The sequence below is a fragment of the Bradyrhizobium sp. USDA 4473 genome (genome assembly GCF_054063335.1).
In genome coordinates this window covers 2,331,688-2,356,437 of record NZ_JBSSGE010000001.1, presented here as the reverse complement: position 1 = coordinate 2,356,437, position 24,750 = coordinate 2,331,688, and the positions used below count along the sequence as shown (strand labels likewise).

Annotated in this window: 23 protein-coding genes and 1 pseudogene; 10 read left to right on the top strand and 14 right to left on the bottom strand. The window is 64.7% G+C overall.

Annotated features, from left to right (window positions below; translation table 11 throughout):
- The first annotated feature begins 15 nt into the window (after positions 1-15).
- Positions 16-1,020, top strand: a complete 1,005-nt coding sequence (locus tag ACVW17_RS10965) for a helix-turn-helix transcriptional regulator (RefSeq protein ID WP_456797108.1) — start codon at positions 16-18, stop codon at positions 1,018-1,020.
- Positions 1,021-1,078: 58 nt separating this feature from the next.
- Here the strand turns inward: ACVW17_RS10965 and ACVW17_RS10960 are convergent, their stop codons facing one another.
- From ACVW17_RS10960 to ACVW17_RS10920, 9 genes are all read right to left on the bottom strand, one after another.
- Entirely contained in the window at positions 1,079-1,489 is a 411-nt protein-coding gene (locus ACVW17_RS10960; protein WP_456797107.1) for a hypothetical protein, read from the bottom strand.
- 72 nt (positions 1,490-1,561) lie between these two features.
- Positions 1,562-2,275, bottom strand: a complete 714-nt coding sequence (locus ACVW17_RS10955; RefSeq protein ID WP_456797106.1) for a nitroreductase — start codon at positions 2,273-2,275, stop codon at positions 1,562-1,564.
- A 97-nt stretch (positions 2,276-2,372) separates the two neighbouring features.
- On the bottom strand, positions 2,373-3,620 hold the full coding sequence (locus tag ACVW17_RS10950) for an acyl-CoA dehydrogenase (RefSeq protein ID WP_456797105.1): 1,248 nt from the start codon (positions 3,618-3,620) through the stop codon (positions 2,373-2,375).
- 111 nt (positions 3,621-3,731) lie between these two features.
- The gene (locus tag ACVW17_RS10945) at positions 3,732-4,979 is read right to left on the bottom strand and encodes an acyl-CoA dehydrogenase (RefSeq protein ID WP_456797104.1); all 1,248 of its coding nucleotides are present in this window, start codon (positions 4,977-4,979) and stop codon (positions 3,732-3,734) included.
- Positions 4,980-5,098: 119 nt separating this feature from the next.
- Complete coding sequence (locus tag ACVW17_RS10940; RefSeq protein WP_456751894.1) at positions 5,099-6,226, bottom strand: acyl-CoA dehydrogenase family protein; 1,128 nt, start codon at positions 6,224-6,226, stop codon at positions 5,099-5,101.
- A gap of 157 nt (positions 6,227-6,383) precedes the next feature.
- On the bottom strand, positions 6,384-8,249 hold the full coding sequence (locus tag ACVW17_RS10935) for an AMP-binding protein (RefSeq protein ID WP_456751893.1): 1,866 nt from the start codon (positions 8,247-8,249) through the stop codon (positions 6,384-6,386).
- Positions 8,250-8,290: 41 nt separating this feature from the next.
- A complete protein-coding gene (locus ACVW17_RS10930) occupies positions 8,291-9,097 on the bottom strand; it encodes an enoyl-CoA hydratase/isomerase family protein (protein ID WP_456751892.1) in 807 nt (268 codons plus the stop codon).
- Positions 9,098-9,298: 201 nt separating this feature from the next.
- A complete protein-coding gene (locus ACVW17_RS10925; protein WP_456751891.1) occupies positions 9,299-10,057 on the bottom strand; it encodes an SDR family NAD(P)-dependent oxidoreductase in 759 nt (252 codons plus the stop codon).
- A gap of 97 nt (positions 10,058-10,154) precedes the next feature.
- Positions 10,155-10,817 carry a TetR family transcriptional regulator gene (locus ACVW17_RS10920; protein ID WP_456751890.1) on the bottom strand — a complete coding sequence of 221 codons (663 nt, stop codon included), beginning with the start codon at positions 10,815-10,817 and terminating at the stop codon, positions 10,155-10,157.
- A 203-nt stretch (positions 10,818-11,020) separates the two neighbouring features.
- Here ACVW17_RS10920 and ACVW17_RS10915 point away from each other — a divergent pair, with 203 nt between their 5' ends.
- Positions 11,021-12,193 (top strand): acetyl-CoA C-acetyltransferase, encoded by a 1,173-nt coding sequence (locus ACVW17_RS10915; RefSeq protein WP_456751889.1) that lies wholly within the window; start codon positions 11,021-11,023, stop codon positions 12,191-12,193.
- Between the two features lie 115 nt (positions 12,194-12,308).
- Positions 12,309-13,854: pseudogene (locus ACVW17_RS10910) on the top strand (acyl-CoA synthetase).
- A 124-nt stretch (positions 13,855-13,978) separates the two neighbouring features.
- Here the strand turns inward: ACVW17_RS10910 and ACVW17_RS10905 are convergent.
- The gene (locus ACVW17_RS10905) at positions 13,979-14,485 is read right to left on the bottom strand and encodes a hypothetical protein (protein WP_456751887.1); all 507 of its coding nucleotides are present in this window, start codon (positions 14,483-14,485) and stop codon (positions 13,979-13,981) included.
- 102 nt (positions 14,486-14,587) lie between these two features.
- On the opposite strand from ACVW17_RS10905, the gene ACVW17_RS10900 reads away from it, so the two are divergent.
- Complete coding sequence (locus ACVW17_RS10900; protein WP_456751886.1) at positions 14,588-15,736, top strand: alpha/beta fold hydrolase; 1,149 nt, start codon at positions 14,588-14,590, stop codon at positions 15,734-15,736.
- A 119-nt stretch (positions 15,737-15,855) separates the two neighbouring features.
- Positions 15,856-16,230, top strand: a complete 375-nt coding sequence (locus tag ACVW17_RS10895; RefSeq protein WP_456751885.1) for a hypothetical protein — start codon at positions 15,856-15,858, stop codon at positions 16,228-16,230.
- A gap of 72 nt (positions 16,231-16,302) precedes the next feature.
- On the opposite strand, the gene ACVW17_RS10890 is transcribed toward ACVW17_RS10895, so the two are convergent.
- The gene (locus ACVW17_RS10890; protein WP_456751884.1) at positions 16,303-17,025 is read right to left on the bottom strand and encodes a hypothetical protein; all 723 of its coding nucleotides are present in this window, start codon (positions 17,023-17,025) and stop codon (positions 16,303-16,305) included.
- 167 nt (positions 17,026-17,192) lie between these two features.
- On the opposite strand from ACVW17_RS10890, the gene mbfA reads away from it, so the two are divergent.
- The 3 genes from mbfA to ACVW17_RS10875 are packed head-to-tail and all read left to right on the top strand — an operon-like array spanning position 17,193 to position 19,603.
- On the top strand, positions 17,193-18,164 hold the full coding sequence (mbfA, locus tag ACVW17_RS10885; protein ID WP_456751883.1) for an iron exporter MbfA: 972 nt from the start codon (positions 17,193-17,195) through the stop codon (positions 18,162-18,164).
- 15 nt (positions 18,165-18,179) lie between these two features.
- The gene (locus ACVW17_RS10880) at positions 18,180-19,037 is read left to right on the top strand and encodes a hypothetical protein (protein WP_456751882.1); all 858 of its coding nucleotides are present in this window, start codon (positions 18,180-18,182) and stop codon (positions 19,035-19,037) included.
- Positions 19,038-19,072: 35 nt separating this feature from the next.
- A complete protein-coding gene (locus ACVW17_RS10875; protein ID WP_456751881.1) occupies positions 19,073-19,603 on the top strand; it encodes a cytochrome b in 531 nt (176 codons plus the stop codon).
- Positions 19,604-19,665: 62 nt separating this feature from the next.
- Here ACVW17_RS10875 and ACVW17_RS10870 read toward each other — a convergent pair whose 3' ends face one another.
- On the bottom strand, positions 19,666-19,956 hold the full coding sequence (locus ACVW17_RS10870) for a hypothetical protein (RefSeq protein WP_456799032.1): 291 nt from the start codon (positions 19,954-19,956) through the stop codon (positions 19,666-19,668).
- Here ACVW17_RS10870 and ACVW17_RS10865 point away from each other — a divergent pair.
- Entirely contained in the window at positions 19,844-21,154 is a 1,311-nt protein-coding gene (locus tag ACVW17_RS10865) for an amidase (RefSeq protein WP_456797103.1), read from the top strand. The two genes, ACVW17_RS10870 and ACVW17_RS10865, sit on opposite strands and share 113 nt — an antisense overlap.
- Positions 21,155-21,275: 121 nt before the next feature.
- Positions 21,276-21,629, top strand: coding sequence for a nuclear transport factor 2 family protein (locus tag ACVW17_RS10860; RefSeq protein ID WP_456751879.1), 354 nt, complete (start codon positions 21,276-21,278; stop codon positions 21,627-21,629).
- 50 nt (positions 21,630-21,679) lie between these two features.
- Here the strand turns inward: ACVW17_RS10860 and ACVW17_RS10855 are convergent, their stop codons facing one another.
- Both ACVW17_RS10855 and ACVW17_RS10850 read right to left on the bottom strand, forming a co-directional pair.
- Positions 21,680-22,768 (bottom strand): Zn-dependent alcohol dehydrogenase, encoded by a 1,089-nt coding sequence (locus ACVW17_RS10855; RefSeq protein WP_021081445.1) that lies wholly within the window; start codon positions 22,766-22,768, stop codon positions 21,680-21,682.
- 196 nt (positions 22,769-22,964) lie between these two features.
- Positions 22,965-24,743 (bottom strand): acyl-CoA dehydrogenase family protein, encoded by a 1,779-nt coding sequence (locus ACVW17_RS10850; protein WP_456756396.1) that lies wholly within the window; start codon positions 24,741-24,743, stop codon positions 22,965-22,967.
- Positions 24,744-24,750: the final 7 nt, after the last annotated feature.

The window sequence follows — 24,750 nt, the reverse complement described above, 5'->3', positions numbered from 1 at the left end:
AGGTATGATCGGACCATGCGCGCGAGCCGGCTGTTTTCTATCCTCACCACCCTGCAGGCGCGGGGACAGGTCACCGCGCCCGAGTTGGCGGAGGCTAATGAGGTCTCAGTGCGCACCATCTATCGCGACATCGACGCGCTCGCCGCCGCGGGCGTCCCCGTCTACGCCGACCGCGGCGCCGAGGGCGGCTATCGGCTGCTCGACGGCTATCGGGTGCGGCTGAACGGGCTATCGCAGGGCGAAGCCGAGGCGCTGTTCATGGCCGGCCTGCCCGGCCCCGCCGCCGCGCTCGGCCTCGATACGGCGATGTCGGCGGCGCAGAGCAAATTGATGGCGGCGCTGCCGGAGAATTTGCGACCCAACGCACGGGGCATGCAGCAGCGCTTCCATCTCGACGCGCCCGGCTGGTTCGGCGAGACCGAGGAGCCGAAGCACCTGCGCGCCATCGCCGGCGCCGTGCTGCGCGAAAATCTGATCGAGATCCGCTACCAGAGCTGGAAGGCCGAGAAGCGGCGACGCGTGGCGCCGCTCGGCCTCGTGCTGAAGGGCGGCAGCTGGTACCTCGCCGGCCTCGTCGACAACAGCGTGCGCAGCTATCGTGTCGCACGGGTGCTGGACTGCACGGTGCTGGAGACGCCGTTCGCGCGGCCGGCGGATTTCGACCTCGCCGGCTATTGGCGCGCCTCGATCGAGCGGCTGGAGGCCGAGCTGCATCCGAACCAGGCCACGGTGCGGCTGTCGCCGCTCGGGCTCAAGCTGTTCGATGCGCTGGCGCATCCTTACGTCAAGGCGCGGATGCGGCTCACCGATGGCACCGATGCCGACGGCTGGCGCGTCGCCACCATGCCGGTCGGCAAGACGGTGTGGCATGCCGCGACCGAATTGCTGCGGCTCGGCGCCGAGGCCGAGGTGATCGCGCCTGACGGGCTGCGCGAGAAGATGGCCGAGCTGACCGGCGCGATGGCCGCGCGCTATGTGGATGCACCGCCGCGCCGGGCCATGGCGGGACGCAAGCGCTGAGTCGTTATTTGAGCATGATCTTTCTCGGAAAACCGCTTCGCACTTTTCCGGATCATGCTTAGTACCGGCTGTCCGAACTGATCACGAAGCGGTCGAGAAAATTGACCGGCAGGATCTCGAACTTGTCCAGCGTCAGCGTAATCCCGGTCACGAAATCGACGCCCTTGATCGTGCCCTCGAGGTCGATCCGCCGGCCGCGGCGCAGGCCGCGCGTTTCCGGATGTTGCTCGATGTCGATATAGGCATAGATCGGATTGTCGAGCCGGGAATGACGGTGCCAGCCGCGCTGCAGGAAACTGAATTGCAGCACCGAGCCCGCGCCCCAATCGATCGCGTCGAAGAAGCGCGTCTTCCAGGCAACGGGCTGTCCCAGATAATGCGCGGCGACGTAGGCGTCGCGCTCGAGCGCGGGCAGACGGTGCAGTTGCCAGCTGATCTCCGCCGGCGCCAGGGAGGCGTTATTCGCCATTGTTGTTCTTGTCGTTCTTCTTGTCGCGTCTTCTTGTCCTCGGCGGGAGGAAGCGCCCCGCCTTGGGGAAAATTATACATCCACAAATGTGACAGTATCCGCCACGGTCGCGCGCGAGGTGCGGTAGCTGTTCACCTTGTGCGCATGATCCGCATAGCCGAACGAGATGCCGCAGACAACCCGGCGGTCATCGGCCAGGTTGAAATGGCGGCGGATCAGGCCGGAATGGCGCGCGATCGCGGCCTGCGGAATGGTGCCAAGCCCGAGCGCCTGCGCGGCCAGCATGAAGTTCGAGACATAGCCGCCGCAGTCGACCGCGCCATAGATGCCGAGCGGCTCATTGGTATGGATCACGGCAATGTGCGGCGCGCCGAAGAAATTGTAGTTCTCCAGCGCCTGCTTGGCATACGCCGCTCTGTCGCCGCGCGCGATGCCCAGCGTGTTGTAGAGCTGGAAGCCGCTTTCGCGGCGGCGCTCCAGATACACCCCGACATATTCGCGCGGCGGCGTGAAATCATAATCATCGCCAAGGCCGCGCGAGGCCTCGGCGTAGATCGCCTTGCGGAACCGCTCCTTGGCTTCGCCGGAGACGATCAGCACCTGCCAGGGCTGGCTGTTGCACCAGGACGCGGTGCGCTGCGCGGTCGCGAGCACATGTTCGATCGTCTCGCGCGGTACCTCGCGCGGCTGGAACGCGCGCACCGAGTAGCGCTCGTTGAGCAACTCCTCGAGCGCGCCGATGCGGTCTTCGGTCGCGTAACGCGCGCCGGGTGTTTTCGCGTCCATGCTGTTCTCCTTTTTTCGTCATTCCGGGGCGATGCGAAGCATCGAACCCGGAATCTCGAGATTCCGGGTTCACGCTTCGCGTGCCCCGGAATGACGACTAGCCCCGCCCCTTGGTCAGGATCTTGTTGTAGGGCACGTCCTTGTCGACCCGAATGTCGCCGGGCAGACCCAGCACGCGCTCGGCGATGATGTTGCGCAGGATCTCGTCGGTGCCGCCGGCGATGCGCATCGAGGGCGACGACAAGAGCATCTGCTGGAACTGGCCGTTGGCCTGCTCCTCATCGGTGCCGGTGAGGCTGCCCGCCGCGCCTTCCAGATCCATCGCGTAGGTCGCGATGTCCTGCAGCATCAGGCCGGAGACCAGCTTGCCGATGGAGTTTTCCGGACCCGGACGCTCGCCCTTCGAGAGCGCCGAGATCGCGCGGTAGCTGGTATATTTCAGCCCGCTCGCCTTCACCGCCCAGCTCGCGAGCTTGGATCGCACCGCCGGATCGTCGATCGCAAGGCCGTCTTCCAGCATCAGATTGGAGCAGAACTCGAACATCTCGGGCACGCCGGTGGCGAGCCGCGCGCCGATCGACATGCGCTCGTTCATCAGCGTCGTCAGCGACACGCTCCAGCCCTCGCCGACCGCGCCGAGGCGCTGGCTGTCCGGGATCACGACGTCGGTGAAATAGACCTCGTTGAACTCCTGCATGCCGTTGGCCTGCTTGATCGGGCGCACCTCGACGCCGGGGCTCTTCATGTCGAGGAAGAACATCGTGAGGCCCTTGTGCTTGGGCACATTGGGATCGGTGCGCGCGATCAACAGGCCGTAGTCGGAGTAATGCGCGCCCGAGGTCCAGATCTTCTGGCCGTTGACGACCCAATTGTCGCCCTTCTTCTCGGCGCGGGTGCGCAGACCCGCGACGTCGGAGCCGGCCGACGGCTCCGAGAACAGCTGGCACCAGATCTCCTCGCCGGAGGCGAGCTTCGGCAGATAGCGCCGCTTGGCCTCCTCAGAGCCCCAGGCCATCACAGTCGGGCCGCACATGCCCTCGCCGATCTGGAACGGCTGGGTCAATTTGCCGTAGACGCCTTCTTCCTGCTGCCAGATCACGCGCTCGATCGGGGTGGCGCCGCGGCCGCCATATTCCTTCGGCCAGTGCAGGCAGGCCCAGCCGCCCTCGGCTTTCTTCTTCTGCCAGGCCTTGCCGACCTCGACCATGTCGTGCTTGGCGAGCCGGATGCGGCCGAGCGACGACTTTGACAGCTCCTCCTCGAACTCCTTCGGCGCGTTGGCGGCGATCCATTTGCGGGCGATGGCGCGGAATTCGGCTTCCTGCGGCGTGTCATCGAAATTCATGGCGAACCTCTTTTTTTTGTCATTCCGGGGCACGCGAAGCGTGAATCCGGAATTTCGATCCACAATCTCCGGATTCCGGGTTCGGCGCTGCGCGCCGCCCCGGAATGACGGCTAGTTTCTTCCCTTGGTCGGGATCTTGTTGAAGGGAACGTCCTTGTCGACCCGGATGTCGCCGGGCAGACCGAGCACGCGCTCGGCGATGATGTTGCGCATGATCTCGTCGGTGCCGCCTTCGACGCGGGTGCCGGGCGCACGCAGCAGCATCGCCTGGAATTTGCCGGTGACCTCGGCATCCTCGGATCCGCTCAAGGCGCCGGCGGCGCCCTGCAGGTCGAGCGCGTAGGTCGCGACGTCCTGGATCATCGAGCCGGCGACCAGCTTGCCGATCGAGTTCTCCGGTCCCGGGCGTTCGCCACGAGAGAGTGCGGAGATCGCGCGCATGCTGGTGTATTTCAGCCCGCTCGCCTTCACCGCCCAATTGGCGAGCTTGGAGCGCACCGCGCGGTTCTCGATCGCGGGGCCATCCTCCAGCATCAGGCTGTTGCAGAAGTCGAACAGCTCGGGGAAGCCGGTCGAGACGCCGGCGCCGATCGACATGCGCTCGTTCATCAGCGTGGTCAGCGACACGTTCCAGCCGTCATTGACATTGCCGAGCCGCTGCGCGTCCGGAATCCGCACGTCGGTGAAATAGACCTCGTTGAAGTCCGACGCCCCGCTCGCCTGCTTGATTGGCCGCACCTCGACGCCCGGGCTCTTCATGTCCAGGAAGAACATGGTGAGGCCCTTGTGCTTCGGCACGGTCGGATCGGTGCGGGTCAGCAAAATGCCGTAGTCGGAGTAGTGCGCGCCCGAGGTCCAGATCTTCTGGCCGTTGATCACCCATTCGTCGCCGTGCTTCTCGGCGCGGGTGCGCAGGCCGGCGACGTCGGAGCCGCCGGCGGGCTCCGAGAACAGCTGGCACCAGATCTTCTCGCCGGAGGCGAGCGGCGGCAGATAGGTGCGTTTCTGCTCCTCGCCGGCAAACGCCATCATGGTCGGGCCGCACATGCCGTGGCCGATGATGAACATCGAGCTCAGGCGGCCGAACGGACCCTCCTCCTGCTGCCAGATCACGCGCTCGATCGGCGAGGCGCCGCGGCCGCCATACTCCTTCGGCCAGTGCAGGCAGGCCCAGCCGGCGTCGGCCTTCTTCTTCTGCCAGGCTTTTGCCACTTCGAGAATGTTGGCGCCCGTGAGCGCAACGCGGCCGAGCGAGGCCTTGCGCAGTTCGTCCTCATATTGCTTCGGCGCATTGGCCGCGATCCAGGCTTTCGCCTCGGCGCGGAATGCGGCCTCCTGCGGGGTGTCGTCGAAATTCATGGTCTGTCATCCTTCGCCGGTGTCGTAGGATGGGTCGAGCGAAGCGAAACCCATCTCTTGGACCACCCGCGTCATGATGGGTTTCGCTGCGCTCTACCCATCCTACAAATCACCAACTGTTACGCCGCGTTCTTCTTGCGCATGCGATCGATCAGCGCGTCTTCCCAATAGGACAGGCTGCCGAGCCCGAGCGCCACCGCATTGGCGCGGCGGTAGTACATGTGGCAGTCGAACTCCCAGGTGAAGCCCATGCCGCCATGCACCTGGATGTTGTTCTTGGCGCAGTGCTGGAACGCCTGCGTCGCGCTGATGCGCGCGGCGGCTGCCGCTTCCGGCAATTCGGCGGCATTGGTCGAGAGTGCCCAGGCGCCGTAGTAGCAATTCGAGCGCGCCAGCGTCGCCGACACATACATGTCGGCCAGCATGTGCTTGACCGCCTGGAACGAGCCGATCGGACGGCCGAACGCGATACGATCGAGCGCGTAGTCGCGGCCCATCTCCAGCGCGCGGTCGGCACCGCCGACCTGCTCGAACGCCATCAACACGGCCGCACGATCCAGCACCTGGGTGATGACGCTCCAGCCCTCGCCGGCCGCGCCGAGCGGCTCGGCCTTGGCGTCCTTGAAGGTGATCTCGGCCTGGCCACGGGTGAGATCGATGTTGGTCAACGACCTGACCTCGATGCCGCCGGCCTTGAGATCGACGATGAACAGCGCGATATCGGACTCGCGTCCGGCTGAGCCGGTGCGCGCAGCGACAACAGCGAAATCGGCGATCGCGCCATCCGGCACGGGCTTCTTGACGCCGTTGAGCACGCCGCCATTGGCCGTGAGCTTGATCGCCTTCGGCGACGGATTGCCCTTACCCTCGAACAGCGCCAGCGTGCCGATCGCGTCGCCCGAGGCGATCTTCGGCAGCCACTTCTGCTTCTGCGCGTCACTGCCCGCGATCAGGATCGCTTCGGCGGCGAGATAGACCGTGGACGAGAACGGCACCGGCGCCAGCGCGCGGCCCATTTCCTCGGCGATCACGCAGAGCTCGAGATGGCCGGCGCCCGCGCCGCCGAACTGTTCGGGGATCGCAACCCCGAGGAAGCCCATCTCGGCGAGGCCCTTCCACAGCGACTTGTTGTAGGGCGCCTTGCCGTCGAGCACCTCGCGCACGGCCTTCGGCGGGCACTGCTCGCTGAGGAACTTCCGCGCCTCGTCGCGCATCTGCTTCTGTTCGTCGGAGAAATCGAAATTCATGGCGTTACCTTCTCGGTCCTTGTCGTTTCAATTGGCCGTCATTCCGGGGCGCGCGAAGCGCGAGCCCGGAATCCATCGAGCCGCAGATCATGCGGCTTAATGGATTCCGGGCCTGCGCCTTCGGCGCATCCCGGAATGACGTGTTGAGAGAGCTTCATCACAACACGATCACGTCGTCGCCGGGCTTGCCGGCATACAGCCTCTCCACCAGTGCGGCGCGACGCTCGAGGCCGGCGCGCTGGTTGATGTAGCCCTTGTCGGTGAGCTCGTTGCCGTCGATCGACGGCGGTTCTGCCATCAGCATCGCCCGCGCGATCCGCATGCTGCTGCCGGTGGTCGACGCATTGTGCGCCTGCAAACCGTTCTTGAGGCGCGCGACCACCTCGGGATGCCGGACCACGTCCTCGTAGCTCGCGTCCGCATTGCCGACGAGCTGGCGGCAGGCGTGCAGGTTCGGCCAGCACAACAGGCCGATGAACTCACGATCCTGCCCCGCAACCAGCGCGTCATGCACGACCGGCGTCGCGGCCGCGATCGCATCGGTACGTAGCGAGCCGACATGGACGAAAGTGCCGGTGGTCAGCTTGAAGTCCTCGACCACGCGGCCGGCAAAGATGATGCCCTGCAACGGATCGTCGGGATCGACGAACACGCCGGCATCGCCGATGCAGTAGAAGCCTTCCTCGTCGAACATCTTCGCGGTGAGATCGGGCTGGCCGAAATAGCCGGGCGCGACGTTGACGCCGCGCAGCCGCAATTCGTATTTGGCGCCGCACGGCACCATCTTCAGCTCGACGCCGGGGAACGGCAGGCCGATCAGGCCGACGCGCTCGGTGTCCCAATAGGTGCCGGTCGAGGTCGGTGCGGTCTCGGTCGAACCCCAGCCGGTGTAGAACACGATGCGCTCGCCTGTCGTCTTCACCGCCAGCGCCTGCATGCGGTCGTAGAGATCGTCGGGCAGCCGCGCGCCGCCATAGGCCATGATCGAGAGGTTCTTGAAGAAGCTCGCGCACAGCGCCTCGTCCTTCTCCATGGCGGAAGCGAGCGCGGCATAGCCGGCCGGCACGTTGGCGTAATAGGTCGGCGAAACCTCGCGCAGATTTCTGATGGTCTCCTCGAGCTGGCCCGGCATCGGCCGGCCGTCGTCGATATAGAGCGTGCCACCATCGACCAGCACCGGATTGAATGCGGCGTTGCCGCCCATGGTGTGATTCCACGGCATCCAGTCGAGCACAGTCGGGATCGGGCCATTGGTTTCGCGCGGCCGCACCTGCATCATCATCGCCGCGTTGGCGCACATCATCTGCTGGGTGTTGATGACGGCCTTGGGCATGCCGGTCGAGCCCGACGTGAACAGCAGCTTGCCTGTGGTCGCAGGCGTGATCTTCGCGATCGACGCCTCGACATCGGCCGTCACCGTCGCAGCCGCGAGATCGGCAAATGCCACGCTCTTGATGTCTTCGCAGGGGCGCAGCACGTGAACCACCGTGATGCCGGTGAGATCGAGCGCCCTGAGCGCCTTCTCGAAAGCCGGGCCATCCTGCACCATCACGACGGCAGGCTTGATCAGGTTGAACAGGTATTTGAGCTTGAGATGATCCTGGCTCATCAGCGAATAGGCCGGCGACACCGGCGCGGCCGGCAGCCGCGCTTGCATCGCAGCCTGCGTCATCAGCGCGTGCTCGATCGAATTGCCGGACAGGATCGCGACGGGCCGGCCGTCACCAACGCCGAGATCGAGCAGGCCTTGCGTCAGCGCATCGACGGTGCGCTTGGCTTCGCCATAGGAGACCTTGCGCCACTGCCGATCAGGACCGCCGCGTTGCGCGAGCCAGATCCGCTCCGGCGCCTGCGTCGCCCATTTGGCGAGATAGGCCGGGATGTGCGTCTCGTAGGCTTGCAGCGGAATCCGCGACTTCAGGATGACGGTGCCGTCGGCACGCCGCTCGACCGCGATGTCACGTGCGAGCCAATCCACCTTGCGAAAGCCAGGTTTCGTCAGCATCGCCGCGTCTCCATCCATTTTGCGTCTCCCGGAATTTCTTGTCCTTTGCGGACTTTTTATCAGCGCCTGATATAGACAGGCTTTCGTTTCTCAAGGAAGGCCCTGATGCCTTCCTGAAAATCTTCCGAGCGGCTGCACAGCACCTGGTTGCGATCCTCCATCGCAATCACGGCCTCGATCGAGCCGGCATTGACGCTCATGTTGATGCATTCCTTCGACAGACGCAGACCGACCGGCGAGGCCGTCATCATCGCCTCGACATAAGGATTGGCCGCGGCATCGAGATCGGCGACCTCGACCACCTCGGACACCAGGCCGACGGCAAGCGCGCGATCGGCATGGATGAAGCGCCCGGTGAGGATCAGCTCCGATGCCACCGACACACCGACGAGGCGCGGCAGGAAATAGCTGGTGCCGATGTCGCAGCCGCCGAGGCCGAGCTTGATGAAGGCGCAATTCATCCGCGCGTTTGTCGCCGCGATGCGGATGTCGGCGGCGAGCGCCAGCGCAAAACCGCCGCCGGCCGCCGCGCCCTGCACCAGCGCGATGATCGGCTGCGGACAGCGCCGCATCAGCATCACGATGTCGGCAATGCGGCGCTGCGAGTCCAGCGACTCGGTGACGCCGGGCGGCTCGGTCTGCCCACCGCGACGGGCCATCGCGTGCTTGAGGTCGAGCCCGGCGCAGAAATTCGGACCGGCGCCCTTCAGCACCACGACGCGGGTGTCACGATTGCGCTGCAGGCCCTGGAAGTAGCTATTGAGCGCATCGATCAGCGCGGGATCGAGCGCGTTGAGGCTCTCGGGGCGATTGAGCGTGACCCAATCGACCCCGTCGTGATGTTCGATCAGCAGCGGATTCGTCACTTCCTGCTCCCGCCCGTTCAGCGAACGCGATGCTCGTTGCTGCGCCCTCTCCCCTTGTGGGAGAGGGCATGTTCGCTGTCAGCTTTGCATTCGATTGGGTGAGGGGTCTGTCTCCGGGGAGAGAACCCCTCATCCGTCGCGGACTGCGTCCGCGCCACCTTCTCCCACAGGGGGAGAAGGGAAAGAAGAGCGGCGCCTGCGCTAGCGCGGGGCCATGCGGATGGCGCCGTCGAGGCGGATGGTCTCGCCGTTGAGCATCGGGTTCTCGACGATGTGGACGGCGAGGTTGCCGTACTCCGAGGCGTCGCCGAGGCGGGCCGGATGCGGCACCTGTGCGCCCAGGCTCTTGCGCGCTTCCTCGTTGAGACCCATCAGCAGCGGCGTCAGGAACAGGCCCGGCGCGATGGTGTTGACGCGGATCTTCAGGCTGGCGAGGTCGCGCGCGGCCGGCAGCGTGAGGCCGACGACGCCGCCCTTGGAGGCGGAATAGGCGATCTGACCGATCTGGCCCTCATAGGCCGCAACCGATGCGGTGTTGATGGCGACGCCGCGCTCCTCGCCGATCGGGGCTTCGGTGGCCAGCCGCTCGGCAAACAGGCGCAGCACGTTGAAGGTGCCGATCAGGTTGACGTTGATGATGCGGACGAACTTCGCCAGCGGATAGACGCCGTCCTTGCCGACGATGCGCTGCGAGCCGCCGATGCCGGCGCAGTTCATCAAGACGCGCGCGATGCCGTGCGCCGCCTCGGCCTTGGCGATCGCAGCCTTGATCGCGTCCTCGTCGGTGACGTCGGCATGCAGGGCGACGCCCTTCACCTCGGCGGCGACCTTCTCGGCGTTTTCCTTGTTCTGGTCGATCACGCCGATCCTGGCGCCCTTGGCGGCCATGGCGCGCGCGGTTGCGGCACCAAGGCCGGAGCCACCGCCGGTGATGAGAACGGCAACGTCTTTCAACTGCATCGGAATAACCTTTCCTTGGGCGTTTCTTCTCTAGACTTGGTTATGGCGAATGGTGAGTAGCGAATGGCGAGTGGAAGAGATGACCTCTCCCCATTCGCTACTCGCTATTCGCCATCCGCAATTCTTTCGCTTCCAGCACGCCGCCGAAGATCAAGGCTTCCATGTGCTTGATGTATTCGCGGCAGACCTCGTCGGTGACCGGACCGACGCCGACCGCGCGCGACATCGCGTGGCGGCCGAAGAACAGATGATCGCAGGCGCCGATCAGGCTGGTGTAGAACAGCACCGGATCGATCTTGCGGAATTCGCCGGCCTTGACGCCTTCGGCGAGTAGCCGGCGATGGAAATCCAGCAGCGGCGCGACGAAGAATTTCGACACCTCGTCCGCGGCCTCCTGCGAGCTCTCGTGCAGCAGATAATGGATCAGCCGGTTCATATAGGGGAACTGGTGATAGGCGCGGATGATGCCGCCGATATGCAGCCGCAGCTTCGCGGACGGCGTGATCGGCTGGCTGATGAGATATTCGAGCTGCGACATCTCGGTGGCGGCGTCGCGCGCCAAGAGCGCCAGCAACAGCCCGTCCTTGTTGCCGAAATGATATTTCACCAGCGCTGCGTTGACGCCCGACTTTTGCGCGATGTCGGATAGCGAGACCTCGATCGAGGCGCGCTCAATCATCAGCTCGCTGGCTGCGACCAATAGCTTGTCCGCGGTGGCATTTTTGCCGGCCGGAAGTTTCGTCGGTACGCTGGTATTCAACTGCGCTCTGATCCCGCTCTGTGTCCCGAGCCCGTCTCGGCTCGATCTTGGCTCGATCTGCTCGACGTTCAATCGAGGCCGCACATAAGCCCATGGCGGGGCTGCACTCAAGAGTTAATTGATTGATTGACTAAATGCTGAGCCGTCCCTTAAATCCGGCCCAACTTACAAACCCCAATCCGGAAACATCAGGGAGATCAGACATGGCCGAGGCCTATATCGTCGCCGCCGCTCGCACCGCGGGCGGCCGCAAGGGAGGGCGTCTCGCCGGCTGGCATCCGGCCGATCTGGCCGCGACCGTGCTCAACGCGCTGGTCGACCGCACCGGCGTCGACCCCGCGCAGGTCGAGGACGTGATCATGGGCTGCGTGATGCAGACCGGCGAGCAATCCACCAACATCGCGCGCAACGCTGTGATGGCCTCGAAGCTGCCGGAGAGCGTGCCGGCGACCTCGATCGACCGCCAATGCGGTTCCTCGCAGCAGGCGCTGCACTTCGCGGCGCAGGCGGTGATGTCTGGCACCATGGACTGCGTGATCGCCGCCGGTGTGGAATCGATGACCCGCGTGCCGATGGGCCTCGCCTCCTCGCTGCCCGCCAAGAACGGCTTCGGCCATTACAAGAGCCCGGGCATCGAGGCGAAATATCCCAACATCGTGTTCAGCCAGTTCACCGGCGCGGAGATGATGGCCGAGAAGTACGGCCTGTCGAAGGATGAGCTCGACGAATTCTCCTTTGGCAGCCATCAGCGCGCGATCGCGGCGACACAAGCGGGCGCCTTCAAGGACGAGATCGTGCCGGTGCAAATCACCCGCGCCGACGGCTCGACCGATACCCACCACATCGACGAAGGCATCCGCTTCGACGTCAGCCTCGACGGCATCAAGGGCGTCAAGCTGATCGCCGAGAACGGCAAGCTGACCGCGGCCAGCGCCAGCCAGATCTGCGACGGCGCCTCCGGCGTCATGGTGGTCAACGAGAAGGGCCTCAAGGCGCTCGGCCTCACGCCGATGGCGCGCATCCATCACATGACCATGATCGGCGGCGATCCCGTGATCATGCTGGAAGCGCCGCTGCCGGCAACCCAGCGCGCGCTGAAGAAGGCCGGCATGACCATCGACGACATCGACCTGTTCGAGGTCAACGAGGCGTTCGCCTCGGTGCCGACCGCGTGGCTGAAGACCACCGGCGCCGATCCGGCGAGGCTCAACGTCAATGGCGGCGCGATCGCGCTCGGCCATCCGCTCGGCGGCAGCGGCACCAAGCTGATGACGACGCTGCTACATGCGCTGAAGCAGCGCAACAAGCGCTACGGTTTGCAGACCATGTGCGAAGGCGGCGGCATGGCCAACGTGACGATCGTCGAGCGGCTGTAACAAAAAGAAAAAGCCAATAGCGAATGGCGAGTAGCGAATAGCGAGTAGGCGGAAGGTGCTGCACCCTTCCCTATTCGCCATTCGCTACTCGCCATTCGCGCCTTGAGGAAACGCAATGACCCATCCGTCCATCCACGCGCGTAACCATCCGAACAAGATCGCCTACCAGATGGCGTCATCCGGCAAGGCGATCACCTATCGCGAGCTCGACCGAGCTCTCGAACCAGGGCGCGCATCTGTTCCGCTCGCTCGGCCTGAAGCCCGGCGACCACATCGCGCTGCTGATGGAAAACCGGCTCGCCTTCATGGAGATCTGCTGGGCCGCGCAGCGCTCGGGGCTGTATTACACCGCGATCAGCCGCTATCTGACCGAAGAGGAGATCGCCTACATCATCAAAGATTGCGGCGCCAAGGTTTTCATCACCACGCCGCAATGCGCCGACAAGGTGAAGGGCCTGATCAAGGGCGGACCCGGCGAACCGCTGTTCTACATGATGGACGAGCCGGCGCCGGGCTTCCGCTCCTACGACAAGGAGGCCGCCGCGCAGCCGACCACGCCCATTGCCGACGAGGTCGCCGGCTACGACATGCTGTATTCCTCCGGCACCACCGGCCGGCCCAAGGGCATCAAGAAGCAGTTCGAGGGCAACCGGATCGACGAGCCGAACCCGTTCCTGCGGATTCTCACCGCCGACATGTGCGGCATGAACGCCGACTCTATCTATCTGTCGCCGGCGCCGCTCTATCACGCGGCTCCCTTGCGCTTCAACATGATGGCGACGGTGCTCGGCGGCACGTCCGTCATCATGGAGCATTTCGACGCCGAGGAATTCCTGAAGCAGGTCGAGACCCACAAGGTGACGCAGTCGCAACTGGTGCCGACCATGTTCGTTCGCATGCTGAAGCTGCCCGACGAGGTGCGCACCCGCTACAACGTCTCCTCGCTGAAGGGCGCGATCCACGCCGCGGCGCCCTGCCCGGTCGACGTGAAAGCGAAGATGATCGATTGGTGGGGACCGATCCTGATCGAGTATTATGCCGGCTCCGAAGGCAACGGCGTCACGGTCTCGACCTCGCAGCAATGGCTGACCCATCGCGGCACGGTCGGCCGCGCCGTGGTCGGCAAGGTCAAGATCCTCGACGAGAACGAGCAGGAGCTGCCGACCGGCCAGATCGGCCAGGTCTATTTTGCCGATGCGCCCGCGTTCTCCTATCACAACGATCCCGAGAAGACGAAGAAGGCCTACAACGCCAGGGGCTGGTCGACGCTCGGCGACGTCGGCTATCTCGACGAAGAGGGCTTCCTCTATCTGACCGACCGCAAGAGCTACATGATCATCTCCGGCGGCGTGAACATCTATCCGCAGGAGACCGAGGACGTGCTGATCACGCATCCGGCGGTCTCCGATGTCGCGGTGTTCGGCGTGCCGAACGAGGAGATGGGCGAGGAGGTCAAGGCCGTGGTGCAGCCGCACGACATGGGCAGGGCCGGCAAGGCGCTCGAGGCCGAGCTGATCGCGTTCTGCCGCCAGCACCTGTCGCCGATCAAATGCCCCAGGAGTATCGATTTCGAGCAGGAGCTGCCGCGCACGCCGACCGGAAAGTTGGTGAAGCGGCACCTGCGCGACAAATATTGGCCGAAGGCGCCGGCCAAGGCGTAAATTTCGGAGGGCGTAAAGGCGCGATAGCGCCGTGCCCACCCTCCATGCTCTGCTCGCGATGGTGGGCACGCTAACGCTTTGCCCACCCGACGAAGCTGATCGCGCTCGACAACTCCAATCTGACCTACAACTCCGCCGCCGGCTCGCAGGCGGCGGAAGCCGCAGCGCGCAGATGCAGTTGGCCGTGCTTGCCATTGGCGGTGGTGGTCCACTGCGCATCGATCCGCTGAAGATCGTCCGACAGTTTGCCGCGATGGCTGCCTTCGGTCTCGAACGATCCGTTGCCGTCGGGCGACCGCTCAAAAATCTCGACCTCGAGATCGGACAGCCGGATGAACATCTCCACACCGATCTTCGTCACCTGACGCCCAGCTTCATATGAACCGCAGCCGCGCGCTTCCGCATTCTGCTCGTTCAGAGCCTTGACCTTGTCGAAGGTGATGACGACGTTCTGCACCGTATTGTCGCCGTCCCACAGGAACTCGCCGATATAGGCGTGCGGCAGTTTTTCGGTGAGCTCCTTGATGTCGGCTGCGCGCACGGCAGACACCAGCACAAGACCAGCGGCCACGATCATCAGGCCGAGACGCGACATCGAGCCGGCCAGCTCTGCAATCCTCGCGTGGCGCATGCGGTATGCATCCCCTGGGCAAAGTTGCTATCGTGAATCAATGGCCGTCAGCATACAGCAAAATGCGCTGGTTGTGCGACGATGCCCAACAGGTGATCTCAGATGGAAACGCTCCCCGACGTCCCGCTGCCCGCAACCATCCGCTCGCGCTATGTCGATGGCATCAACGGCCTCACCATGCATGTGCTCGAAGCCGGCTTCGAAACATCCGGCCGGCCTTGCCTATTGCTGCTGCACGGCTTTCCGGAATTAGCGTTTTCCTGGCGCAAGGTGATGCCGAAGCTCGCTGCGGCCGGCTATCACGTGATCGCGCCGGACCAGCGCGGCTATGGCCGCACCACCGGCTGGAGCGCGGATTATGACGGCGACCTTGCGTCATTCCGCCTGCCCAACCTGGTGCGCGATGCGCTCGGGCTGGTCGCAGCGTTCGGCTACAAGCACGTAGACGCGGTGATCGGGCATGATTTCGGTTCGTCGGTCGCGGCATGGTGCGCACTGATCCGGCCCGACGTGTTCCGCGCGGTGGTGATGATGAGCGCGCCGTTCGCAGGACCGCCGGCACTGCCGTTCAACACGGCGAACGTACCGGCGAAGCAAGCGGCCGAAGACCCCGTGCATCGCGAACTCGCCGCGCTGCCGCGGCCGCGCAAGCACTACCAATGGTACTATTCGACGCGCCCCGCCAACGACGACATGCATCGCGCACCGCAAGGCGTGCACGATTTCCTGCGCGCCTACTATCATCACAAGAGCGCGGACTGGAAAGACAACAAGCCGTACCCGCTGCAATCCTGGTCGGCGGGCGAGCTGGCAAAGCTGCCGACCTATTATGTGATGGATCTCGCTAGGGGCATGGCGGCGACGGTGGCCGAAGAGATGCCGTCACGCGAGGCGATCGCCGCCAACCTTTGGCTGCCGGATCGCGAGCTCGCCTATTACAGCGCGGAGTATCAGCGCACGGGATTCCAGGGCGGACTGCAATGGTATCGCTGTGGCACGTCGGGCGCGTTCACGGCGGAATTGCAGACCTGGAGCGGCCGCCGCATCGATCAGCCGTCGGCGTTCATCTCGGGCAAGCAGGATTGGGGCACCTATCAGCGGCCCGGCGTGTTCGAGACGATGCAGACCAATGTCTGCACCAACATGATCGGCTGCCACCTCGTCGACGGCGCCGGCCACTGGGTGCAGCAGGAGCAGCCGGACGAGGTGAGCCGGCTGCTGCTCCAGTTCGTCGCGCGTGCGGTGCAATAGCGGCGGACGCAACAGGCAATGTTCCAGACATTTCGAGGAACATTCCGAGGAACATTCGATGGAACCCGGCGTTGCGCTCAGCCGGTCCTTTGTCCGGCGACCTGACATGGAGGAGGACTATGGAAAAGAAGATCGCCGGACTGTTGGGCGCGGTCGCATCGCTCGGTGCGCTCGGAACGGTGCAAGCCGCACCGGCGCCCGCGCCGACCGACGTATTGCGGGCGAATTCCTACGCAGAGCTGCTGGAGCCGATCTCGAACGCTTCGGCGAAGCTACAGGCGCTCGACGAGACGGCGCCGCCGCAGGCACGCGAGAACGTGCAAGTCGCGCAGTTCTATCATCATCACCACCACCACCATCACCACCACCATCACGGCTACTATCGCGACTATGATCGCGGCTACGGGCCTCGCGTCATCGTGGTGCCGCGCTATCGGCGATATCATCACCATCACCACCATCATCACCACAGCTTCTATCGACGCGACTACTGAGCGTCGGCTGACGTGCGATAAGGCAGCGGGGCCCGCAGGCCCCGCTGTTTTGGTCTAAGAGCCTATGACGTCTCAGTCGCCGCGCGCTTTCTCCTTTGCCGCACGATGCAGATGGCGATAGGTGCCGTCGAACACCGTATCGGTCGACGAGGTCCATTCCGTGCCGGCGGCGAGCTTCGGCCGGCTGTTGTAGATGCGGCGCGCCTGCAATTCGCGTTCGGCGGCTTCCTCCTCGCCCATTGGCTCGAGCTGAAAACCCGCCTCCTCCGGGATCACGATGATCTGCGCGAAGGGCTCGTTCGGCCGGAAGATGTGCGTGCGGCCTTCGGCGGGCGCCTTGAACACGCAGAAGAACATCATCGGCCACCAGTTGCGGATCAGCGCCGGAACGGCGATCGGCACCGTGTCGGTACGGTCGGTATAGAAGCGCGGATGCGGCTCGGTGCGGACCGCCATGCCCGGTTCGACCTTGAGGTCGAGCAGGATCTGGTAGGTATAGAACGTGGTGCCGAAATTGCGGAACGGTGGCCATTGCACGCCGCTGTCCGGCGGTTCGCCCCAATCGGCATCGAGATGCAGCTGCCCATCGCGCGTGGTGACATGCAGCTCGAAGTCGTAGGGATAGAACAGCTCGATGCCGTATTGCGCACCCTCCGAGAACGGCACGCAATGCCAGACCTGTTCGCGTGAGCCGTCGGCGCGCGGCTCGCGCTGACCCGCCCAGCCGGGAATCTCGAGCCTGGTCCGCCGCGGCGCCAGGCGTGGATCGTTCAGGCGATATTTGACCGTGCTCATGGAGTCCCCCGCTGATCAGCACCGGAACTCGAACGGGCGCGGAAACGCCTGGTTCCCTTCATCGTGATCAAAAACGGTGCCGACCAATGGCCCTTTCGGTTGACCGGCGCGCCGATGATCAATATTAGAATTATTCTAATTCTAAGTTGGATGAATAAGGCGTTGCCGTGAAGAATTTCGCCGATCTGACCGAGCGCGAGGTGCTGGCGGTCGCGATTGCCTCCGAAGAGGAGGACAGCCGGATCTACATGTCCTTCGCCGAGGACCTCGCCGGCCGCTATCCCGATACCGCAAAGATTTTCGAGGAGATGGCAGAGGAGGAGCGCGGCCATCGCCACCGACTGCTCGAGACCTACGAGCAACGCTTCGGTCCGCATCTGCCGCCGATCCGGCGCGAGGACGTCAAAGGCTTTCTGCGCCGGCGCCCGATCTGGCTGACCAAGAACCTGCCGCTCGACACCATCCGCAAGGAAGTCGAGACCATGGAGCTGGAGGCCGAACGCTTCTACGCCAAGGCGGCCGAGAAGGCCGAGGATACCGGCGTGCGCCGGCTGCTCGGCGATCTCGCCGAGGAGGAGAAAGGCCACGAGAAGCTCGCGATCAAGCTGACCGGCGAGATCCTCAAGCCCGATGTGCGCGCGGAGGAAGACCGCACGCGGCGGCGGATGTTCGTGCTGCAATATGTGCAGCCGGGACTTGCCGGACTGATGGACGGCTCGGTCTCGACCTTGGCGCCGCTGTTCGCCGCCGCCTTCGCGACCCATCACAACTGGCAGACCTTCCTGGTCGGGCTGGCCGCGTCGATCGGCGCCGGCATCAGCATGGGCTTTGCCGAGGCGCTGTCCGACGACGGCTCGCTGACCGGCCGCGGCTCGCCCTGGCTGCGCGGCCTCACCTGCGGATTGATGACGACGCTCGGCGGCCTCGGCCACACCATTCCCTATCTGGTGCCGGATGCCTGGCCGAATGCGTTCTGGATCGCGACCGCGATCGCCGGCATCGTCGTGTTCTTCGAATTGTGGGCGATCGCCTTCATCCGCTCGCGCTACATGGATACGCCGTTCCTGCAGGCGGTGTTCCAGATCGTGCTGGGCGGCGCGATCGTGCTCGCAGTCGGCATCTTGATCGGCGCGGCTTAACGGCTTGAGGGAAAGATGCGACAGCGCCAGCATCTCGCCATCATAGCGCTTCTTGCGGCGCTGCCGGCGCTCGGCTGGAGCGGTCGCGCGCAAGCGACCGACGAGATCCAGGTCTACAATGCCGGCATCGCGGAAGTCGGGCAGTTCACCATCCAGCAGCATCTCAACTATGTCGGCATCGGCCAGAAGGACCCGCCCTTCCCCGGTGGCTTTCCATCGAACCACAGCCTCAACGGGACGCCGGAGTTTGCCTATGGCATGACCGACTGGTGGGAGCTCGGGCTTTATCTGCCGTTCGCGGTCCAGGACCGGCAATTCCTCTCCGACGGCGTCAAGCTGCGTACCCTGTTCGTCTCGCCCAACGCCGACAAACGCAATTTGTTCTACGGCATCAATTTCGAGTTCAGCTACGAGACGCCGAAATTCGCGCAGACCCGGTTCGGCATGGAGATCCGCCCGATCATCGGCGTGCGCAACGCGGATTACGAATTCATCGTCAACCCGATCGTCGATGTCGGCTTCGGCAGATACGGCGAGACGGATTTTGCACCGGCGGCGCGCGTCGCGCGCAAGCTGAAGGACGATCTGTTCGTTGGGCTCGAGTATTACGCCGATCTCGGCAAGATCGGCGCCTTCAGCCCGCTCGCCGAGCAGCAGCATACGCTGTTCGCGGTGACCGACTTCAAGCTCGGCGATTTCGACGTCAATTTCGGTGTCGGCTACGGCCTCACGCCGGCGTCCGACCGACTCGTCGTCAAGACCATCATCGGATATGCCTTCCCGGTACCGGGCGCCAAGGGAACCGAGCGGGCAAGCGCCAACGGCGCCATCAATCCGCTGGCGCATCTGTCCGCACGCGGCGCGCCGTTCTAGATTGAACCGACGACCTCGATCCGGGTTGAAAGTCCATGACCGACCGTCTGCATTACGGCACCACCGCCAAGCTCCTGCATTGGGCGGTCGTCGCACTGCTTGCCGTGCAATACCCGATCGGCTGGCTGATGCCGGACATTCATCGCGGCCAGACGCCCGGCGCAGCGATGACATTCCACATCTCGTTCGGTATCGTCATCCTGGCGCTGATCGTGCTGCGGTTCGTATGGCGATTGACGCACCCGGTGGCTCCGGAAAGCTCGCTTCCGGCATGGCAACGGTTGAGTTCGGAAGCCGTGCACTGGATGCTCTATGTCCTCGTGCTGGCAACGACGGTCAGCGGCTGGCTGTTCGCGTCGTTTCGCGGCTGGGGCATCTCGCTCTTCTACATGATGCCGCTGCCCATGCTGGCCTCCGACAATGCCGCGGCAGGCAAGGCGATCGATGGCCTGCATCAGGCCGCGGAATGGTCGCTGCTGGTGCTGATCGGAATCCATGTCGCGACCGCGCTGGTGCACCTGCTGATCCACCGCGATCGCATCATGCAGCGCATGCTTCCGGGCTAGCGCAATTGCGATCAAGCCGGTCTTGCCCGTCGGCTCCATTCTGCGCATGATCGCCGCCAAAATCAGGGAGCATGCCAGTGGCCAAATCGCAATACAGTTTCAAGACCGCCGTCGAATTGTCGGCGGCGCTGCGCAAGAAAGAGGTCTCGGCCATCGAGCTCGCGGAGGATGCGATCGGCCGCATCGAGCGCCATGACGGCAAGGTCAACGCGGTGTGCGTGCGCGATTTCGAGCGCGGCCTTGACGCGGCCCGCGCTGCCGACGCCGCGATCGCGCGCGGCGAGCACAGGCCGCTGCTCGGCCATTCCCATGACGGTGAAGGAATCCTTCAACGTCGCGGGATTGCCGACCACCTGGGGCTTCCCGCCGCAAAAGGACTTCGTTCCGGCGGAGGATGCGCTGTCGATTCAGCGGGTCAAGGACGCCGGCGGCGTGATCCTCGGCAAGACCAACGTGCCGGTCGGCCTCGCCGACTGGCAGAGCTATAACGAGATCTACGGCACCACCAACAACCCTTACGACCTCGGCCGCACGCCGGGCGGCTCCTCCGGCGGATCGTCGGCCGCGCTCGCTGCGGGTTACGGCGCGCTGTCGCTGGGCTCCGACATCGGCGGCTCGCTGCGGGTGCCGGCATTCCACTGCGGCATCTATGCGCACAAGCCGACCTTCGCGCTGCTGCCGTCGCGCGGCCACACGCCGCCGCCGCTGCCGCCACTGCCGTTCGATCGCGATCTGTCGGTGATCGGCCCGATGTCGCGCGGCGCGGCCGACCTCGCGCTGGTGCTCGACGTGATGGCCGGTCCCGATCCGCTCGAAGCGGGCAAGGCCTATCGCCTCGACCTGCCGGCGGCGCGCCACGCGAGCCTGAAGGACTTCCGCATCCTCGTTATCGACAGCGATCCGGTGCTGCCGACCGACAGGGTGATCCGGGGAAGCATCGACAAGCTCGCCAGCAACCTCGACAAGGCCGGCGCGAAGGTCTCTCGCGCGAGCCCGCTGCTGCCGGACTTCGCCGCCTCCTCGCGTCTCTATATGCGGATGCTGCTGTCGTTCCTCGCGGCCACGTTCCCGCCGGAAGTCTATGCCGGCGCCTGCGCCGCCGCTGCGGCGCTGCCTGCCGACAACACCAGCCTGCAAGCCGAACGGCTACGCGGCATCGCGCTCAGCCATCGCGACTGGGTGATCGCCGACGGCGGCCGTGCGCGGTTGCGCGCGCAGTGGCGCGAGCTGTTCAAATCGTTCGACGCGGTGATCTGCCCGATCATGCCGACGCCGGCCTATCCGCACGATCATTCGCCCGACCAGGAGCAGCGCAAGATCCTGATCGACGGCGTGCCGCACGTCTACACCGACCAGCTCGCCTGGCCCGGCATCGCGACCCTGCCCGGCCTGCCCTCGACCGCGATCCCGACCGGCTTTGCGCCCGACGGACTGCCGATCGGCGTGCAGATCGTCGGCCCGTGGCTCGAGGACCGCACGCCGCTGAAGCTCGCCGAGCTGATCGAGCGCGAATTCGGCGGCTTCGTGCCGCCGAAGATGTTTGATGATTGACACACGAAGACTCTAGACGCCGTCATTGCGAGGAGCAAAGCGACGAAGCAATCCACATCTCGGCAGGCAGAGAAATGGATTGCTTCGCTGCGCTCGCAATGACGAACAACAGGGGAAACCGGTGAGCACAGACCTCGAAGAACTCACAAAACTCAACAAGGATTACGTCGATTCCGTTCAGAACTGCGACGTCAAGCGCTTTGACGAGATCCTGGCGCCGGACTTCTACTGCACCAATCCCGACAAGAGCCTGGTCGACCGCACCGCATTCCTGAAGCAGACGGCGATCCCGGTGAAGATCAAGGGACTGAAAGCCGAGGACGTCAAAATCCGCGTCCTCGGCGATTTCGCCATCATCCACGCCCGCACCAGCTATCTCAACGCCGACGGCGAGCAGGCCTATGGCCGCTACACCGACTGCTGGGCGCGGCAGAACGGGAAATGGCTCGCGGTGTCCGCGCACGTGGCGCGGTAGGCTGGACACACCCTCAACCGTCGTCGCGGCGAAAGCCGGGACGACGACAACTAGCTGTCGAACATGATCACGCTGCGCAGCGTCTTGCCGGCCTTCATGTTGGCAAAGCCCTCGTTGATCTCGGAGAGCTTCAGCTTGGCCGAGATCCAGTCCTCCAGATGCAGCCTGCCGCGCATGTAGAAGTCGACCAGGCGCGGCATGTCGACGCGGAAGTGGTTCGAGCCCATCGACGAGCCCTGGATGCGGCGCTCGCGCAGGAAGTCGAAGCCGTGCAGCTCGATCTTCTGGCCGAACGGGATCATGCCGACGATGGTCGCGGTGCCGCCGGCCGCCAGCATGGCGAAGGCCTGCTCGGCGGTGTCCTTGCGGCCGAGCACCTCGAAGGAGTGCTGCACGCCGCCGCCGGTGAGCTCGCGCACCTGCTGCACCACATCGCCGCGGGCGGGATCCACGATGTCGGTGGCGCCCAGTTTGGTCGCGAGTTGCAGCTTGGCCGGATTGGTGTCGATCGCGATGATGCGGCCGGCGCCGGCGATCTGCGCGCCGTTGATCGCGGCCATGCCGACGCCGCCGCAGCCGATCACAGCCACGGTCTCGCCCGCGGTCACCTTCGCGGTGTTCACCACCGCGCCGTAACCGGTGATGACGCCGCAGCCGATCAACGCGGCGAGATCGAGCGGCATCTCCTTCTTGATCTTCACGATGGCGTTCTCATGCACCAGCATCTGCTCGGCGAACGACGACAGGTTGAGAAATTGATTGAGCTTCTCCTTCCTGCCCCAGGACAGCCGATTGGAGGCGCCCGGCAGCATCTTCACCGTGGTGTCGGTGCACAGCACGGTGCGGCCGGTGGTGCAATTGTCGCAGGTGCCGCAGAACACCGAGAGGCACGTCACGACGTGGTCGCCGGGCTTCACATAGTTGACGTCGGAGCCGACCTTCTCGACCACGCCGGCCGATTCATGACCGAGCACCGCCGGCAGCGGATGCGGATAAAGGCCTTCCATGAAGTGCAGGTCGGAATGGCAGAGGCCAGCGACCGCAGTGCGGATCAGGACCTCGCGCGGTCCCGGATTGGGCACGCTGACATCCTCGATCACCAGCGGCTGATTGACTTCATGCAGGACGGCGGCCTTCATCGGAATTTCCTCTCATGTTTTTTGTTGTGCCCGCTCTCCACCTCTCCCAAGGGGAGAGGTCGGAGCGCATCGAAGATGCGGTCCGGGTGAGGGGTTCATATCTATCGATGGAGCGCAACCCCTCACCCGGATCGCTGGCGCGATCCGACCTCTCCCGATGGGAGAGGTGAGACTGCGTGAGCGGCCGAAGATCAGCCTACGCTGCGACGAGCAATTCGCCAACCTCGGCGATGCCGACGGCGCGCTCGCCGAGCAGGTGCTCTGTGATCCTGCGCTGAACGGTATTTTCCGTTAGTCGGAACGGATCGCCCGACATCACGCGGTGATCGATCACCATCCGCGACAGCAACAGCCGGCGCGCGTCGCCGCGCATCTCGTGGATGCGTCCGCCTTCCCACGCCAGCGCCACGGCGCTTGCGACATGATAGAGCAGGCTGGTGGCGCGCCGCGCATCGCCCTCATTGTCGATACGGCTTGCGACCTCGCGCGCAAACGCGATCGCACGGTCGCTGAGATCGCGCAGCCGGCTGCGCCACGCCAGCGGCACATTCGGGCTGTCGTCGAGCCGCGCATGCAGATCGGCGGCGAGCGCATGGTCGGCGCCGTGACGTCCCACCGCACGCTTCAGCGCATCGATTGCGACGATGTTGCCGGTGCCCTCCCAGATCGAACCGAGATGCGCATCGCGCAGCAGCCGCGGCGTGACGAATTCCTCGATGTAGCCGATGCCGCCGCGCATCTCCATCGCGTCGCCGCAGACTTTTCGGGCATCACGGGTGGCGCGGAATTTCAGGGTCGGGGTCAGGATACGCAGCAGCGCTGCGGCATCCTGGCTGCCGGCCTCGGCGCGGTCGAGCGCGTCCGCGGTCAGGAAGCTCATCGACAGCGCCTGCTCGGTCGGCAGCATGATCTTCATCAGCTGGCGCCGCGCCAGCGGCAGGTCGATGATGCGCTGGCCGAACACCACGCGCCCGCGCGCCACCGTGATCGCATCATGCCAGGCACGGCGCATCAACGCGGTCGACTTCACGCCATTGGAGAGCCGCGACGAATTCACCATCTCGGCCATCTGCACGAAACCGCGATCGAGCTTGCCGACGGCGTAGGCGATCGCACCGTCGAACTTGATCTCGCCCGAGGCCATCGAGCGGGTGCCGAGCTTGTCCTTCAAGCGCACGATCCGATAGTGGTTCTGCGAGCCGTCGTCGAGGAAGCGCGGCATCAGGAACAGGCCGACGCCTTTGGTGCCCGGCCCCGCGCCCTCGGGGCGCGCCAGCAGCATCACCACCTTGGCATCGGCGTTCGAGCAGAACCACTTCTCGCCATAGAGCCGCCAGTGGTCGCCCTCCTGCACGGCGCGGGTGGTCAGTGTGCCGACATCGGAGCCGCCTTCCTTCTCGGTCATGAACTGGCCACCCTGCGTGAGCTTGCTCATGTCGGTCTGGGTCAGTCCGTCCAAATATTTCGCCTTCAACGCCTCGCTGCCGAAATTAGCCAGCAGCTTCGCGCATCCGTCGGTGACGTTAATCGGACAGCCCATACCGAATTCGGTCTGGTTGAACAGGAAAGTGAAGGCGTGCTTGGCCACCACGGGATATTTGTCGGGCCAGCCCATGATCCCCTTGCGGAGCGACAGCGCATGGATGCCGAACTCTCCGAACGCGGCCTTCTCGAGCTCGCGATAGGCCGGATGATATTCGATTGTTTGCACGTCGCGGCCGAACTTGTCGCGCTGGTGCAGCACCGGCGTATGCCGGTCGGCGAGCCGCGCGTATTCGTCGAGCGTGCCGCCGGCCAATCCGCCGAGCCGGTCGAGATGCGGCTCGATGTGGCGGAACAACGCCTCAGGCAGATGCAGTTTCAGAAGGTCCGATAGCGCCGGATCGGCCCGGTAGAAATTCATTCCCGTGGTGTCGGGCGCCAACAGGCCCGGCTGGCTGGCGGACGTTTTCGGATCCTGCTTGTGCGGCTGCATTGAATTC

Excerpts from the sequence above, each read along its gene's own strand:
- ACVW17_RS10965 (WP_456797108.1), top strand. The coding sequence starts at position 16 with ATGCGCGCGAGCCGGCTGTTTTCTATCCTCACCACCCTGCAGGCGCGG.
- ACVW17_RS10960 (WP_456797107.1), bottom strand. The coding sequence starts at position 1,489 with ATGGCGAATAACGCCTCCCTGGCGCCGGCGGAGATCAGCTGGCAACTG.
- ACVW17_RS10955 (WP_456797106.1), bottom strand. The coding sequence starts at position 2,275 with ATGGACGCGAAAACACCCGGCGCGCGTTACGCGACCGAAGACCGCATC.
- ACVW17_RS10950 (WP_456797105.1), bottom strand. The coding sequence starts at position 3,620 with ATGAATTTCGATGACACGCCGCAGGAAGCCGAATTCCGCGCCATCGCC.
- ACVW17_RS10945 (WP_456797104.1), bottom strand. The coding sequence starts at position 4,979 with ATGAATTTCGACGACACCCCGCAGGAGGCCGCATTCCGCGCCGAGGCG.
- ACVW17_RS10940 (WP_456751894.1), bottom strand. The coding sequence starts at position 6,226 with ATGAATTTCGATTTCTCCGACGAACAGAAGCAGATGCGCGACGAGGCG.
- ACVW17_RS10935 (WP_456751893.1), bottom strand. The coding sequence starts at position 8,249 with ATGGATGGAGACGCGGCGATGCTGACGAAACCTGGCTTTCGCAAGGTG.
- ACVW17_RS10925 (WP_456751891.1), bottom strand. The coding sequence starts at position 10,057 with ATGCAGTTGAAAGACGTTGCCGTTCTCATCACCGGCGGTGGCTCCGGC.
- ACVW17_RS10915 (WP_456751889.1), top strand. The coding sequence starts at position 11,021 with ATGGCCGAGGCCTATATCGTCGCCGCCGCTCGCACCGCGGGCGGCCGC.
- ACVW17_RS10905 (WP_456751887.1), bottom strand. The coding sequence starts at position 14,485 with ATGCGCCACGCGAGGATTGCAGAGCTGGCCGGCTCGATGTCGCGTCTC.
- ACVW17_RS10900 (WP_456751886.1), top strand. The coding sequence starts at position 14,588 with ATGGAAACGCTCCCCGACGTCCCGCTGCCCGCAACCATCCGCTCGCGC.
- ACVW17_RS10895 (WP_456751885.1), top strand. The coding sequence starts at position 15,856 with ATGGAAAAGAAGATCGCCGGACTGTTGGGCGCGGTCGCATCGCTCGGT.
- ACVW17_RS10890 (WP_456751884.1), bottom strand. The coding sequence starts at position 17,025 with ATGAGCACGGTCAAATATCGCCTGAACGATCCACGCCTGGCGCCGCGG.
- ACVW17_RS10880 (WP_456751882.1), top strand. The coding sequence starts at position 18,180 with ATGCGACAGCGCCAGCATCTCGCCATCATAGCGCTTCTTGCGGCGCTG.
- ACVW17_RS10875 (WP_456751881.1), top strand. The coding sequence starts at position 19,073 with ATGACCGACCGTCTGCATTACGGCACCACCGCCAAGCTCCTGCATTGG.
- ACVW17_RS10855 (WP_021081445.1), bottom strand. The coding sequence starts at position 22,768 with ATGAAGGCCGCCGTCCTGCATGAAGTCAATCAGCCGCTGGTGATCGAG.
- ACVW17_RS10850 (WP_456756396.1), bottom strand. The coding sequence starts at position 24,743 with ATGCAGCCGCACAAGCAGGATCCGAAAACGTCCGCCAGCCAGCCGGGC.